Here is a 14,536-nt window from a genome sequence, read left to right on the forward strand (position 1 = left end):
GATCGCACCGGGCGCTTGGCGGCAATGGCCCGCCGCGGCAGGGCGGCAAAGGCCGGTCTGCCATTAGTCGCGGCGCCGGCGCAGCGCGTTCAAGCGTTCCGCCCGGTCACCGCAGGCTGGCGTTGATCTTGTCCAGCACCGCCGAGCCCGGGCACAGCGTGTCCGCTTCCAGCGCGTTGAGTGGGGTCTCGACCGTGTTGAGGTGCTCGTGCAGGTCTTCCGCCTCGGGGTCGACGTAGAGGAGCCCGGTGACGATCTGCCCCTTGGCGGCGTGCCTAGCCAGGAAGGTCTGGGCGCCCAGCCGGTCATGCGGATCGTAGTCCGCGTCGATCTTGCGCAGCGCGATCTTGCTGCCGTCGTGCTGCTCGACCACCTGCACCGTCCCGGGCGCGTAATCGACCGCGATCGGGTCGCGTCCGACCAGCACGTCGAGCCGGTTCACCGCGTCGTTGTGCTCGCGGACATAGTCGAAACTCTTGGTCGAGCCGGCGTGGTTGTTGAAGGCGATGCAGGGGCTGATGACGTCGATGAAGGACGCGCCCTTGTGGCGGATCGCGGCCGCGATCAGCGGCACCAGCTGGGTCTTGTCGCCGGAGAAGGAACGCGCGACGAAGGTGGCCCCTAACTGCAGCGCGATGGCGACGAGGTCGATAGCGTTGTCAGTGTTGGTGACGCCCTTCTTGCTCTTCGAGCCGCGATCGGCGGTCGCGGAGAACTGGCCCTTGGTCAGGCCGTAGACGCCGTTGTTCTCGACGATATAGGTCATGTTGACGCCGCGCCGGATCGAATGCGCGAATTGGCCGAAGCCGATCGAGGCGGAATCGCCGTCGCCGGAAACGCCGAGATAGATCAAATCGCGGTTGGCGAGGTTGGCGCCTGTGAGCACCGAGGGCATGCGGCCGTGCACGGAGTTGAAGCCGTGCGAATTGCCGAGGAAATAGTCCGGCGTCTTCGAGGAGCACCCGATACCGGAGATCTTCGCCACCCGGTGCGGCTCGATCGACAGCTCGTAGCAGGCCTCGATGATCGAGGCTGTGATCGAGTCATGGCCGCAGCCGGCGCACAGCGTCGAGATCTTGCCCTCGTAATCGCGGCGCGTGTAGCCGAGCTCGTTCGGCTTCAGCGCGGGATGATGGAATTTCGGCTTGGCGATGTAGGTCATGACACGGCCTTGCGGAGCGGGGTCACCTTGAGGTGATCCTGGTGGTCGCCGATGGCTTTGGCGATGAAGCGTGCGGTGATCGGGGTGCCGTCGTAGTGCACGATCGGCACGAGGCGAACGGGATCGATGCCGTTCTCGTTGACGATGAGCTGGCGCAGCTGGCTGTCGCGGTTCTGCTCGACCACGTAGACGAAGTCGTGCTCGGCGAGGAAGCTCGCGACGCTCGAATGGAACGGGAAGGCGCGGATGCGCAGCCGGTCGAGCTGATGGCCGCGCGCCTCCAGCAGGCCGATCGCCTCGTCCATGGCCGGCGAAGTCGAGCCGAAATAGATCACGCCATATTTGGTCGGCCGTTCCGCATTGGCCTGCAGCGGCCGCGGCACCAGGTCCTGCGCGGTCTCGAATTTGCGCATCAGGCGCTGCATGTTGTCGGCGTAGACCGAGCCCTCCTCGGAATAGCGCGCATAGCGGTCGCGCGAGGTGCCGCGGGTGAAATAGGAGCCCTTGGTCGGGTGTGTGCCGGGATAGGTGCGATAGGGAATGCCGTCGCCGTCGACGTCGAGATAGCGGCCGAAGTCGCGGCCCTCATCCAGCATCTCCGCGGTCATCACCTTGCCGCGGTCATACTGCTTGGAATCGTCCCATTTCAGCGGGCGGGAGAGCCGGTGGTTCATGCCGATGTCGAGGTCGAGCATCAGGAAGATCGTGGTCTGCAGCCGCTCGGCGAGATCGAACGCGGCGGCCGCGAACTCGAACGCTTCGGCCGGGTCTTCCGGGAACAGCAGCACATGCTTGGTGTCGCCGTGCGAAGCATAGGCGCAGGCGATGATGTCGCATTGCTGGGTGCGCGTCGGCATGCCCGTCGAGGGGCCGGCGCGCTGGATGTTCATGATCACGGCCGGGATCTCGGCGAAATACGACAGGCCGATGAACTCGGTCATCAGCGAGATGCCGGGACCTGAGGTCGCGGTGAAGGCGCGGGCGCCGTTCCAGGACGCGCCGATCACGATGCCGATCGAGGCCAGCTCGTCCTCGCCCTGCACGATGGCGTATTTCGCCTTGCCCGTTTCAGGGTCGTGCCGGTACTTCTTGCAATGGGCGGTAAAGGCCTCGGCCACCGACGAGGACGGCGTGATCGGATACCAGGCGCACACGGTGGCGCCGCCATAGACGGCGCCCAGCGCGGCGGCGCTGTTGCCTTCGATGAAGATGCGGTCGCCGACCTTGTCGGATTTTTTGACGCGAAGCCCGATCGGGCATTTCAGGTTCGAGAGCGCCCAGTCGCGGCCGAGATGCAGCGCGTGGACGTTGGAGGAGAGCAGCTTCTCCTTGCCCTTGTACTGCTCGCCAATCAGCTGCTCGATCAGCTTCGGGTCCATGTCGAGCAGGGCCGAGAGCGCGCCGAGATAAATGATGTTCTTGAACAGCTGGCGCTGGCGCGGATCGGTGTAGGTCGAGTTGGTGATCGCGGTGAGCGGCACGCCGATCACGGTGATGTCGTCGCGGAACTTGGTCGACGGCATCGGCTTGGTGGAATCGTAGAACAGATAGCCGCCGGGCTCGATGCCGGCGACGTCCTTGTCCCAGGTCTGCGGGTTCATCGCCACCATCATGTCGACGCCGCCGCGGGCGCCGAGATGGCCGTCCTCCGTCACCCGCACCTCGTACCAGGTCGGCAGGCCCTGGATGTTGGAGGGGAAGATGTTGCGGGGCGACACCGGAACGCCGTGGCGCAGGATCGCGCGCGCGAACATCTCGTTGGCGCTGGCCGAGCCCGAGCCGTTGACGTTGGCGAAGCGGACGACGAAGTCGTTTACGCTGCTGATCGGCTTTTTGTCGGACATGTCGAACCTGCGTGGGTCATCTCGATGAAGTATTTCTGCATGTCCCAGGCGCCGGTGGGACAACGCTCGGCGCACAGCCCGCAATGCAGGCAGACGTCCTCGTCCTTGACCATCACGCGCCCGGTCTTGAGGTCGCTGGAGACGTAGAGATCCTGGTCGGGATGGAGTGATGGCGCCTTCAGGCGCTGGCGCAGGTCGCTTTCCTCGCCGTTACCCGTGAAGGTGATGCAATCCATCGGGCAGATGTCGACGCAGGCGTCGCACTCGATGCAGAGCGAGGTCGAGAACACGGTCTGCACGTCGCAGTTCAGGCAGCGATGCGCTTCGCCGAGCGCGAGCTTGACGTCGTAACCGAGCTCGACCTCGGCGCGGATGTCCCTCAGCGCGATCACCTTGTCGCGATGCGGCACCTTGTAGCGCTTGTCGACCGAGATGTCGTTGTCATAGCTCCATTCGTGGATGCCCATCTTCTGCGACGAGACCTGCACGTCGGGCAGCGGACGCTCGGTGATGTCCTCGCCGGAGAGCATCTTGTGGATCGACAGCGCGGCGTCATGGCCGTGCGCGACCGCCCAGATGATGTTCTTCGGCCCGAACGCGGCGTCGCCGCCGAAGAACACTCTTGGATTGGTCGAGACGAAGGTCTTGGGATCGACCTTGGGCATGTGCCATTTGTCGAACTCGATGCCGCAATCCTGCTCGATCCAGGGGAAGGCGTTCTCCTGGCCGACCGCGACCAGCACGTCGTCGCATGCGATGGTCTGGTCCGGCTCGCCCGAGGGAACGAGGTTGCGGCGGCCCTTGGCGTCGTACTCGGCCTTCACCTTCTGGAAGGTGATGCCGCTGAGCTTGCCGTTGTCATGGATGAAGGCGACGGGGACCATGAAATTGAGGATCGGAATGTCCTCGTGGAGCGCATCCTCCTTCTCCCAGGGCGAGGCCTTCATCTCCTCGAAGCCGGAGCGGACGATCACCTTGACGTCCTCGCCGCCGAGCCGGCGCGCGGTGCGGCAGCAATCCATCGCGGTGTTGCCGCCGCCGAGCACGATGACGCGCTTGCCGATCTTGTCGGTATGGCCGAACGAGACCGAGGCCAGCCATTCGATGCCGATGTGGATGTTGCTGGCCGCTTCCTTCCTGCCGGGAATGTCGAGCTCGCGGCCGCGCGGGGCGCCCGAGCCGACGAAGATCGCATCATATTTTTCCGCGAGCAGCGCCTTCATGCTCTCGATGCGGTGACCGCCTTTGAACTCGACGCCGAGGCCCAGGATATAGCCGGTCTCTTCGTCGATCACGGAATTGGGCAGGCGGAATTTCGGGATCTGCGTGCGCATCATGCCGCCGGCTTCCGGATCGGCATCGAACACGGTGCAGTGATAGCCGAGCGGCGCCAGATCGCGCGCCACTGTCAGCGACGCGGGGCCGCCGCCGACCAGCGCGACGCGCTTGCCGTTCTTCGGCGATGGCCGCGGTAGGCGCTGCGTGATGTCGTCCTTGAAGTCCGCCGCGACGCGCTTGAGGCGGCAGATCGCGACGGGATTTTCCTCGACGCGTCCGCGCCGGCACGCCGGCTCGCACGGACGATCGCAGGTGCGTCCCAGGATTCCGGGAAACACGTTCGATTTCCAATTGATCATGTAGGCGTCGCTGTAGCGGCCCTGGGCGATCAGTCGGATGTATTCGGGAACCGGGGTGTGCGCAGGACAGGCCCATTGGCAATCGACCACTTTGTGAAAGTAGTCGGGGGCCGCAATATCGGTCGGTTTCATTCCTACCCTGTCCGCGCAGGCTCAAAGACCCGGCGGCCTCTTTTGTTGAGCCTGGCGGACGCTTAACGCGCCTCGATCTGGTTTCTGAATGACGTCATTGGGTTAGCTTATTAGAACCGTTCCGAAGTACAACGGCAAAATTGCGCGCACCCACGCTTTCATGGGAGCTACGCGCGCACAGCATTAACGGCGCACGCAACATGCGTGCGTTGCAGCATGTTGCGGTGCGTGCGAGTGCGTCAGCCGCGCGCGATGTCACTCTTCGCGAGATCCCACATCAGGCAGTAGGTGCCGACCGAGACGGGAAACGGGAAGGGCGCCGCCGCCGGGCCTGTAAAGCGCTCGGCGATGACGGCGGAGACCGCACCGATTTGCGTGCCGTCGATCAGCACGAACCAGTCGCGCGCGCCTTCGTTGGCTGTCGCCGGAATTCCTGCTTTTGCACCCGACAATTCGGGCTCGCTTTCGAGCAGGTGCATCGAGATGATGCCGTCGCGCTTGTCCGGCGCCAGTTTTTCTTGCAGCGCATCACGCCATGCCGCGGCATTGTCCGGCGTCGGCCGCAGCCGGACCAGGCCGAGTGCGGCCCCGCGTCCGGTGCCGTTGCTGACGGTGATCCGCGCGACCACGCGGAGCATGTCCTTGAAGCGCGCCATGGTCTGCCGCGACCATTCGGTCTGGTTCGCCAGCCGCGCCTTGTAGGCGGGGCTGTCGAGCACCTCGAGCGTCGCGGTCGAGTACAGGCTGAGATATTTGGGATTGGCGGCATGCGCGACATAGCGCCGCGCTTCGATAAATCCGTCGATCGCGACGCGTTCTTCCAGATGCTCGCGATCGTACCAGCGGTTGAAATCGGCCTCGTCCGCAGCGTCGATGTTCATCGACGTCAGCAGCATGCCCTTTCCGGCGAGCGGCATTGTTCTTGTCCTTCCATGCTCACCCCTCATGGTGAGGAGCGCGTCTTCGCGCGTCTCGAACCATGAAGGCCCGGCTGCTGCATCTCGGCCTTCATCCTTCGAGACGCGCGCGAAGGGCGCGCTCCTCAGGATGAGGAGATAGACCCTAGTGAGCGATCTTCGACGCGAGGTCCGCGATCGACTTCATGACCGCATCCCTCACGCCGGGATCATAGAGCGAATGTCCGGCTTCTTCCACGATGCGAAGCTCGGAACCGGGCCATACTTTCGCAAGGGCCTGTGAGGTCTGCGGCGGACAGAGCAGATCGTAGCGGCCCTGCACGATCATGCCGGGAATGCCGGTGAGCCGATGCGCGTTCCGCAACAGCTGGTCTTCGCTCATGAAGGAATTGTTGACGAAATAATGCGCCTCCATGAACGGCGTTGCCGGCAGCGTGCGCCAGACGTTCAGCGAGGCGAGGTCGAGCCGCGTTTTCGCTGCCTTGTGCTCGGACAGCGCGCGCTCGGTGTCGTGCCAGGCCCTCGCCGCAGGGCCGTGCACGGCCGGATCGGCATCGAGGATGCGGCGCCAATAGGCGTCCGCCGGTTGCTCGCGCTCGTCAGGCGGCAGAACGCTCAGGAAATCCTCGTAGAGCGCAGGATAGAACTGGGACAGGCGCAAGGTGAAGGCGGTCTCGACCTCGGCCCGCGTGCCGAGGAACGTCGCGCGCAGGGCAATGCCGGAGACGCGCTCGGGATGCGCCTCGGCGTAAGCCAGCGCCAGCGTGGCGCCCCAGGAGCCGCCGACCACCATCCATCGATCAAAGCCGAACCTTCCGCGGATCGTCTCCATGTCCGCGATCAGATGCGCGGTGGTGTTGTGCGCGCGCGAGCCCTTCGGCCTGCTGCGGCCGCAGCCGCGCTGGTCGAACAATACGGCGCAGAAACGATCAGGATCGAACAGCCGGCGATGGTCCGGCTGGCAGCCGCTGCCGGGTCCGCCGTGCAGGTAGACCGCAGGGATTCCGTCGGCGCGGCCGACGCTCTCGACGTAGAGCTCATGGCCGTCGCCGACGTCGAGCATTTCGGAAGTCAGCGGCGCAAAGGGATCGGCGCGTCGCGCCGCCGTGCCTGCGTCGGCGTCAGGTCCCATTCTCGGATTCCAGGGTGCCGCCGGCGAAATTGCGATAGAGGAAGCGGCTGGTCTCGCCCTCGGCCTCGGCTTCCGCCTGCTTGAAGATGGTCTCATGCAGCGGCGACAGCGCACAGGCGGGATCGGTGTTGGCGGCGTCCCCGGTCAGCGCAAAGGCCTGACAGCGGCAGCCGCCGAAATCGATCTCGCGGAACTCGCAGGACTTGCACGGCTCCTTCATCCAGCCGGTGCCGCGATAGCGGTTGAAGGCCTCGGAATTCTGCCAGATCCAGGCGATCGAATGATTGGAGCGCACCGACTCGAATTCGAGCCCGGTGATGCTCTCGGCGGCGTGGCAGGGCAGCACCTTGCCGGCGGGCGAGATGTTGAAGAACTGCCGGCCCCAGCCGCCCATGCATTTCTTCGGCCGCAGCGCGTAGTAATCGGGAACGACATAGTCGATCGTCAGCCGCCCCTTCAGCCGCTCGCGCGCCGCCTCGACGATTTCAGTGCACTCGTCCAGTTGCGCCACTGTCGGCATCAAGGCTGCGCGGTTCTTCAGCGCCCAGCCGTAATATTGCACGTTGGCGACCTCTAGCCGGTCGGCGTCGAGATCGAGCGACATCTGGATGATGTCAGGCAGCTGGTGCAAATTCTGCCGGTGCATCACCGCGTTGACGGTGAGCGGCAAATCGAGCTCGCGCGTCCATTTGGCGACCTCGAGCTTCTTGCGATGGCCGCCCTTGTAGCCGGCGACGCGGTCGGCGAGGCCTTCCTCGATGCCCTGGAAGGAGATCTGCACATGGCATAGCCCGGCATCGGCAAGCTCACTCAAACGCTCGCGCGTCAGCAGCACGGCCGAGGTGATCAGATTGCTGTAGAGCCCGACATCGCTGGCGTGCTTCACCAGCTCGACGAGATCCTTCCGCGCGGTCGGCTCGCCGCCGGAGAAATGCACCTGGAGCACGCCGATCTCGGCGAGCTCGCTCAAGACCTTCTTCCATTCCTCGGTGGTCAGCTCCTTGCCCGAGCGGTCCAGCTCGACCGGGTTGGAGCAATAGGGGCATTGCAGCGGGCAGCGATGCGTGATCTCGAGCAGCACCGCGAGCGGGATGCCGAAGGTCTCCGCGGTCGAGCGCTGCTTCTCCAGCACCGTCAGGCTGTCGCTGGGTGGGATGGTCACGTCGCTCATGACGTCTTCTCCCTGATCTCGGTGAGAAAGCCCTTGTCGGCGAGATCCTGCAGCATGACGATGACGTCGGCCAGGATCGCCTCGCGGGGAGCTGCGTATTTCGCCGCCAGCTGATCGGAGACGTCGCCGACGCTGCGCTTGCCGTCGCAGAGCTGCAGCACCTCGACCGCGATCTCGTCCGGGGCCAGCACGCGCTCCGGCGCCAGGATCACCCAGACCTTTCGGGTCTGGTCATATTTCAGCTTGGCATGCCGCGGCAGCACGGGGCGGCTCGCCTCGCTGACGCTGATGTGACGCGGCCCGGCCATCAATCTTCCTCTCAGCTTGCTTTGGGCACGAACGCGCCCGGCGGAATGTGGCCCTCGACATAGGCATGCTGGAGCGCGTCGAGCTGCACCCACAGCACGTTGGTCTTGAAGATCAGCGCGTTGCATACCTGTGCGCGCTGCTCCGGCGTCGTGGCGTGCCTCTTGACGTAGTCGAGCGCGAAATTGGCATCGCGCGGCGCCTGCGTCAGGCGGCGCTTGAAGTAGCTCATGGTGTCGGGATTGACGAAATCGTAGTGCTGCAGCATGCCGGCGATGCGTTCTTCGTGGATGCTCGGCGCGAACAGCTCGGTCAGCGAGGAGGCGATCGCCTCCAGCGGGCTCTTCTCACGGCAGTAATGGACATAGGCTTCCACCGCGAAGCGCGTCGCCGGCAAGATGCCTTCGGTGGATTCCACGTAGGCGGTGTCGAGGCCGAGACCCTCGGTCAGCTTGATCCAGCGCTCGATGCCGCCTTCGGCGCCGAGATCGCCGTCATGGTCCTCGATGCGGTGGCGCCATTCCAGACGGGTGACGCGGTCGCGGAAGCGCGAGATCACCACCGCGTCCTTGATCGGGATCGTGCTCTGGTAATAGTAGCGGTTGAGCGCCCAGGCCTGCACCTGGCCCTTGTTCAGCTTGCCGCCGTGGAGCAGCTTATGGAACGGATGCAGGCTGTGATAGCGGGTCGCGCCGATGTGGCGCAGCGTCGCCTCGAGCTCCTCGGCCGAGTTGAGCCTGATATCCCTGCCGATCGAGAGCGCAGTCATTCCAGTCATTGATGCCGTAGTCACAGCATGATCTCCGTTCCATCCGCCGGTATCTGCCAGCCCGCCGCTTCAGCTTGCTTGCGCTCGGGCGAGGCAGGCAGCAGCGCCGGGTTCGAGTTATTGATATGCAGAAATATCTTCCTGTCGATATCGAGATCGGCGAGGCGCGCGATCGCGCCGTCATCGCCGGACATGGCGACATGTCCCATGCTCTTGCCGGTCTTGTGGCCGAGGCCGGCCCTGATCATCTCGTCGTCCCGCCAGACGGTGCCGTCGAAGAACACCAGCGAGGCGCCGTCGATCTCGGCCTTGAGCGCGTCGGTCACGTCGGCACAGGCCGCGATGAAGTAGAAATATTTGCCGGTCGACTTGTCGGTGATCTTCAGGCCCAGCGTATCGCCGTCGCCGCTGCTCCCGCCGGGATGCGCCTTGCCTTCCAGATACCAGGCCGACTTGCCCGAGACCGCGAAGGGCAGCACCTCGAGTCCGGAACGTGCGCCGTCCGCGAGGCGCGGCTCAAAAGGTTCATTGATGCCGATCGGCTGGCGCCGCACGTGCTTCTCGTTCAACACGTTGAAGATGCTGTTGCTGGCGAGGATCGCCAGCACTTTGTCATGCGCATAGATCGTGAACGGCGAACTCTCGCGCATCGAGAGCAGGCCCGCCACCGCGTCCACTTCGCTGTTGGTCAGGATCACGCCCGCAATCGGGGTATGACGCAGCGCCCCGGGCCTGGGGTGCAGTTGCGGCGTGGCGGTCAATTGCTGACGCAGGTCGGGGGAGGCGTTGATCAGGAACCAGTTCTCGCCGTCGCCGCTGAAGGCGACCGAGGCCTGCGTCCGGTGCAATTCAGGCCCGCCTTTGCGAGCCGCCCGGCAGCCCCCGCAGCCGCAATTCCACTGGGGAACTCCGCCGCCGGCTGCGGCGCCCAGGACGACGACGCGAAGCATGATCCGTCTCCTGGAAGGGAACACGCGCGGTGGATCTCAGGCCGACGCAGATGCCGACACGGATTTTTTCCTTCGGAAACGGCTCGTGACCGAAAGATCCACCGCCGCAGAACGCGAGTTCGCCAACCGGCTTACTTGCGGGTGGCGCTCACATACATGTTGATTTCCATGCCACAGGGCACTTCGACGATCTTCGGGGCTTTCCAAGCCATTTTGGCTCTCCATTTTCGATGAATTCGGACGTATCCGCCCATTGGCTAAGTTAATGCGGGCTGGGAAGTTCGCTAGTGAAATTTTCCCGGACCTAGGTAGTAGGCCTGCGGAATTGTTGCACTGCGAAGCGAGCGCATTGCCGCAGTAGAGATCCGCAATGGACATTCGCAAAAACCGCCGATAGGTCGTGATCCCTGCCGGGATAAACGAGTTGTGAGTTAGAACGGCTTCCAATCATCTGCAGGCGACCCCATTGGATCAGGCATGCCCAGATATTTCTTCAACACCCGTATTGGCGACGAACTGATCGTGGATCCTGACGGCGAGGAACTGCGCAATCCCGACCGCGCCTGGGAGGTCGCCCGCCAGATGATCCTGGAGGTGGTGAAGTCGGAAGGCACCCAACGGGCCCTGCTCGAGGCGGTGATCGAGGTGACCGACACCGACGGCGAGGTCGTGCTGGAGTTCCCCTTCACCGAGGCGCTGCTGGACCTGCCGGACAAGTCGGCGACAAGGCATTAGCTGTCGGCATCAGACAAACGCAGCCGCGGCGGCGGTGGCCACCTCTCCCCGACGGGGAGAGGTCGGATTGCTCGGGCGCGCGATTGCGCGCCATGGCAATCCGGTTGAGGGGCCGCAGCAGACGGGGAGACCGCAACCCCTCACCCGGAACGCATCTTCGATGCGCTCCGACCTCTCCCTACGGGAGAGGTGAACCCCCCTCAACCCCCGCCAAATCCGCATGGCTTTGCTGCGTTCCCGGCGCTAAAAGACGCCGATACACGGAGCAAGCCATGCAAGATCTCTGGCGCCTGTCGGCCGCCGACCTCGCCACCCTCGTCAAATCCAGGAAAGTCTCCGCCAGGGAGGCGGCCAAGGCCGGGCTTTCCCGGCTCGATGCCGTCAATCCCCAGCTCAATGCGGTGATCGACCACCGGCCGGACGACGTGCTCAAGCAGGCCGACGCCGTCGATGCCGCCATCGCGCGAGGCGAGGACCCCGGCGTGCTCGCCGGCGTGCCCGTCACCATCAAGGCCAATGTCGACCAGGAAGGCTTTGCCACCACCAACGGCCTGAAGCTGCAGCGCGACGTGATCGCGCGCGAGGACAATCCCGTCGTCGCCAATTTCCGCAAAGCCGGCGCCATTCTGCTCGGCCGCACCAATTGCCCGGCCTTCTCCTATCGCTGGTTCACCACCAATCTGATCCACGGCGACACCAAAAACCCGCGCGATGCATCGCTGACGCCGGGCGGCTCCTCCGGCGGCGCCGGTTCCGCGGTCGCGGCCGGCATTGGCCACATCGCCCACGGCACCGACATTGCCGGCTCGATCCGCTATCCCGCCTATGCCTGCGGCGTGCACGGCCTGCGTCCGACCCTGGGCCGCATCCCCGCCTTCAACCCCGCGCTGCCGGAGCGCCCGATCGGGCCGCAGATCATGGCGGTGTCGGGTCCGTTGGCGCGCACTGTCAACGACCTCCGAATTTCGCTCGAAGCCATGGCGGCCCGCGACATCCGCGATCCCTGGTTCGTGCCGGTGCCGCTGCAAGGCCCGGCGCGGGACAAGCGCGCCGCGCTTTGCCTCAATCCCGGCGGCCTTGCCACCACACCGGAGGTGAAGGCGGCGGTGAGCGATGCCGGCAAGCGGCTGGAGCGCGCCGGTTGGACCGTCGACGTGATCGAGGATACGCCGCCGATGCGCGAGGCGGTGGAGTGGCAGATCAAGCTCTGGCTCGGCGACGGCTACGAGGCGCAGCTCGAGATGGCCGAGCGCGAGGGCGATCCCGGCGCGCTGGCGTGCCTGCGCGGCAACCGCGCCAGGGTGACGCCGATGGACCAGGCCAATTACGCCAAGGCGCTGACCCGACGCGCCACGCTGACGCGCGAGTGGATGCTGTTCTTCGAAAAGTATGCCGTGCTGCTGACGCCGGTCTCGGGCGAGCTGCCGTTCCCGGATCACCTCGACCGCAAGGACGACGAATCCTTCAAGCGGGTGTGGGAAGCGCAGCTGCCGCAGATCGCCATCCCCTTCATGGGATTGCCGGGCCTCGTGGTCTCCACCGGCCTCGTCGGCAAGGCGCCGGTCGGCGTGCACGTCGTGTCCGGCCGCTATCGCGAGGATCTCTGCCTGCTCGCGGGCGAAGCGATCGAGGCCGGCGGCGTGCCGCCGTCGCCGATCGACCCCGTGGGCTAGCGATGTCCGCCATCTACGACTTCAAGGCCAACTCGCTTGCCGGCGAGGAGGTCGCTCTGAGGCGTTTCGCGGGGCAGGTGCTGCTGATCGTCAACACCGCGAGCAAATGCGGCTTCACGCCGCAATATCGCGGCCTGGAGGATCTGCATCGCGATCTGTCGCCGCGCGGCTTCTTCGTGCTCGGCTTTCCCTGCAACCAGTTCGGTGCGCAGGAGCCGGGCCAGGCGAGCGAGATCCAGGCGTTCTGCTTGGCCAATTACGCCGTCACCTTCCCGCTGTTCGAGAAGGTGGACGTCAACGGCGCAAATGCGCACCCTCTGTATGCGTACCTGAAACGCCAACAATCGGGCCTGTTGGGCGCCTCCATCAAATGGAATTTCACCAAATTCCTGGTGGACCGTGACGGCCGCGTGGTCGCGCGCTATGCGCCGACCGCCCGGCCCGAAGCATTGCGGACTCGAATCGAAACACTGTTGTGAGCGAGACAATCATGAGCGACGAATTTCCGGACCGCCTGTCGGTCGATCCGAACAGCCCCTATTACAACGCGGATATCCTGTCGCGCGACGTCGGCATCCGCTTCAAGGGCATCGAGAAGACCAATGTCGAGGAGTACTGCATCAGCGAAGGCTGGGTCCGCGTCACCGCCGGCAACGCCAAGGACCGCCACGGCAACCCGCTGACCATCAAGGTGCACGGGCCCGTCGAGCCGTATTTCAGGGATAAGAGGTAGCTGTCGCGCGGCGCGCGCCGCGCTCTCTCCACGTCATTGCGAGCGAAGCGAAGCAATCCAGAATCTCACCGTTGAGGCAGTCTGGATTGCTTCGTCGCTTCGCTCCTCGCAATGACGAAAGTGAAAGGCCATCCCATGTCCGTCCGCATCGTCGACGTCCGCGAGATCACCAAGCCGATCTCGTCCCCGATCCGCAACGCCTATATCGACTTCACCAGGATGACGACCAGCCTCGTCGCCGTCGTCACCGATGTGGTGCGCGACGGCAAGCGCGTCGTCGGCTACGGCTTCAACTCCAACGGCCGCTACGGCCAGGGCGGCCTGATCCGCGAGCGGTTCGCCGCGCGCATCCTGGAGGCCGATCCGAGATCGTTGCTCGATGAAGCCGGCGGCAATCTCGATCCCGACAGGGTCTGGGCCGCGATGATGACCAACGAGAAGCCCGGCGGCCATGGCGAGCGCTCGGTCGCGGTCGGCACCATCGACATGGCGGTGTGGGACGCGGTGGCGAAGATCGCGGGCAAGCCGCTGTTCCGCCTGCTCGCCGAACGCCACGGCGTCACCGCCAATCCGCGCGTCTTCGTCTACGCCGCCGGCGGCTATTACTATCCGGGCAAGGGCCTGTCGATGCTGCGCGGCGAGATGCGCGGCTATCTCGATCGCGGCTACAACGTCGTGAAGATGAAGATCGGCGGTGCCGATATCGGCGAGGACCGCAAGCGCATCGAGGCCGTGCTGGAAGAGATCGGCAAGGACGCGCAGCTCGCCGTCGACGCCAACGGCCGCTTCAACTTGGAGACCGGCATCGCCTACGCCAAGATGCTGCGCGACTATCCGCTGTTCTGGTACGAGGAGGCCGGCGATCCCCTCGACTATGCGCTGCAGGCTGCGCTCGCCGAATTCTATCCCGGCCCGATGGCCACCGGCGAGAATCTCTTCAGCCATCAGGACGCCCGCAACCTGATCCGCTACGGCGGCATGCGCCCGGACCGCGACTGGCTGCAATTCGATTGCGCGCTGTCCTACGGCCTGTGCGAATACCTGCGCACGCTGCAGGTGCTGAAGACCCACGGCTGGTCCCCCAGCCGCTGCATCCCCCACGGCGGCCACCAGATGTCGCTCAACATCGCCGCAGGCTTGGGCCTCGGCGGCAACGAGAGCTATCCCGACCTGTTCCAGCCCTATGGCGGCTTTCCGGATGGCGTCCGCGTCGAGAACGGCCACATCACCATGCCGGATTTGCCGGGCATCGGCTTCGAAGGCAAATCCGATCTCTACAAGGAGATGAAGGCGCTGGCGGAGTAGCCCGACTGTCGCCACACACACCGTCATTGCGAGCGTAGCGAAGCAATCCAGGGTCGTTCTGCGGCGGCGG

Annotated in this window: 15 protein-coding genes; 5 read left to right on the plus strand and 10 right to left on the minus strand. The window is 64.9% G+C overall.

Features of this window, described 5'->3' with window-relative positions:
• Window positions 1-106: 106 nt before the first annotated feature.
• The 10 genes from DCM80_RS19455 to pqqA form a co-directional block, all read right to left on the minus strand.
• The gene (locus DCM80_RS19455; RefSeq protein WP_257193166.1) at window positions 107-1,162 is read right to left on the minus strand and encodes a 2-oxoacid:ferredoxin oxidoreductase subunit beta; all 1,056 of its coding nucleotides are present in this window, start codon (window positions 1,160-1,162) and stop codon (window positions 107-109) included.
• Complete coding sequence (locus tag DCM80_RS19460) at window positions 1,159-3,006, minus strand: 2-oxoacid:acceptor oxidoreductase subunit alpha (protein WP_257193167.1); 1,848 nt, start codon at window positions 3,004-3,006, stop codon at window positions 1,159-1,161. The genes DCM80_RS19455 and DCM80_RS19460 overlap by 4 nt, the downstream gene beginning before the upstream one ends.
• On the minus strand, window positions 2,976-4,775 hold the full coding sequence (locus DCM80_RS19465; protein ID WP_257193169.1) for an FAD-dependent oxidoreductase: 1,800 nt from the start codon (window positions 4,773-4,775) through the stop codon (window positions 2,976-2,978). The genes DCM80_RS19460 and DCM80_RS19465 overlap by 31 nt, the downstream gene beginning before the upstream one ends.
• Window positions 4,776-5,014: 239 nt before the next feature.
• The gene (locus tag DCM80_RS19470) at window positions 5,015-5,692 is read right to left on the minus strand and encodes a DUF4286 family protein (RefSeq protein WP_257193170.1); all 678 of its coding nucleotides are present in this window, start codon (window positions 5,690-5,692) and stop codon (window positions 5,015-5,017) included.
• Window positions 5,693-5,837: 145 nt separating this feature from the next.
• Window positions 5,838-6,824 carry a prolyl aminopeptidase gene (gene pip / locus DCM80_RS19475; RefSeq protein WP_257193171.1) on the minus strand — a complete coding sequence of 329 codons (987 nt, stop codon included), beginning with the start codon at window positions 6,822-6,824 and terminating at the stop codon, window positions 5,838-5,840.
• Window positions 6,814-7,995, minus strand: coding sequence for a pyrroloquinoline quinone biosynthesis protein PqqE (gene pqqE, locus DCM80_RS19480; RefSeq protein ID WP_257193172.1), 1,182 nt, complete (start codon window positions 7,993-7,995; stop codon window positions 6,814-6,816). The genes pip and pqqE overlap by 11 nt, the downstream gene beginning before the upstream one ends.
• Window positions 7,992-8,303: a pyrroloquinoline quinone biosynthesis peptide chaperone PqqD gene (gene pqqD / locus DCM80_RS19485; protein ID WP_257193173.1), complete on the minus strand. Its 312-nt coding sequence runs from the start codon at window positions 8,301-8,303 to the stop codon at window positions 7,992-7,994. The genes pqqE and pqqD overlap by 4 nt, the downstream gene beginning before the upstream one ends.
• An 11-nt stretch (window positions 8,304-8,314) precedes the next feature.
• The gene (gene pqqC / locus DCM80_RS19490; protein ID WP_373569416.1) at window positions 8,315-9,070 is read right to left on the minus strand and encodes a pyrroloquinoline-quinone synthase PqqC; all 756 of its coding nucleotides are present in this window, start codon (window positions 9,068-9,070) and stop codon (window positions 8,315-8,317) included.
• 20 nt (window positions 9,071-9,090) lie between these two features.
• The gene (gene pqqB / locus DCM80_RS19495; RefSeq protein WP_257193175.1) at window positions 9,091-10,020 is read right to left on the minus strand and encodes a pyrroloquinoline quinone biosynthesis protein PqqB; all 930 of its coding nucleotides are present in this window, start codon (window positions 10,018-10,020) and stop codon (window positions 9,091-9,093) included.
• A gap of 131 nt (window positions 10,021-10,151) precedes the next feature.
• On the minus strand, window positions 10,152-10,232 hold the full coding sequence (pqqA, locus tag DCM80_RS19500; protein ID WP_007595659.1) for a pyrroloquinoline quinone precursor peptide PqqA: 81 nt from the start codon (window positions 10,230-10,232) through the stop codon (window positions 10,152-10,154).
• Window positions 10,233-10,497: 265 nt separating this feature from the next.
• On the opposite strand from pqqA, the gene DCM80_RS19505 reads away from it, so the two are divergent.
• From DCM80_RS19505 to tarD, 5 genes are all read left to right on the plus strand, one after another.
• Window positions 10,498-10,755: a hypothetical protein gene (locus tag DCM80_RS19505; RefSeq protein WP_257193176.1), complete on the plus strand. Its 258-nt coding sequence runs from the start codon at window positions 10,498-10,500 to the stop codon at window positions 10,753-10,755.
• 272 nt (window positions 10,756-11,027) lie between these two features.
• Complete coding sequence (locus tag DCM80_RS19510) at window positions 11,028-12,428, plus strand: amidase family protein (protein ID WP_257193178.1); 1,401 nt, start codon at window positions 11,028-11,030, stop codon at window positions 12,426-12,428.
• A 2-nt stretch (window positions 12,429-12,430) separates the two neighbouring features.
• Window positions 12,431-12,907: a glutathione peroxidase gene (locus tag DCM80_RS19515; RefSeq protein ID WP_257193180.1), complete on the plus strand. Its 477-nt coding sequence runs from the start codon at window positions 12,431-12,433 to the stop codon at window positions 12,905-12,907.
• Between the two features lie 11 nt (window positions 12,908-12,918).
• Window positions 12,919-13,161: a DUF3297 family protein gene (locus DCM80_RS19520; protein WP_257193182.1), complete on the plus strand. Its 243-nt coding sequence runs from the start codon at window positions 12,919-12,921 to the stop codon at window positions 13,159-13,161.
• Window positions 13,162-13,296: 135 nt separating this feature from the next.
• On the plus strand, window positions 13,297-14,466 hold the full coding sequence (gene tarD, locus DCM80_RS19525; protein ID WP_257193183.1) for a D(-)-tartrate dehydratase: 1,170 nt from the start codon (window positions 13,297-13,299) through the stop codon (window positions 14,464-14,466).
• Window positions 14,467-14,536 lie beyond the last annotated feature (70 nt).

Source organism: Bradyrhizobium sp. WBOS08 (assembly GCF_024585125.1).
GTDB classification, from domain to species: domain Bacteria; phylum Pseudomonadota; class Alphaproteobacteria; order Rhizobiales; family Xanthobacteraceae; genus Bradyrhizobium; species Bradyrhizobium japonicum_B.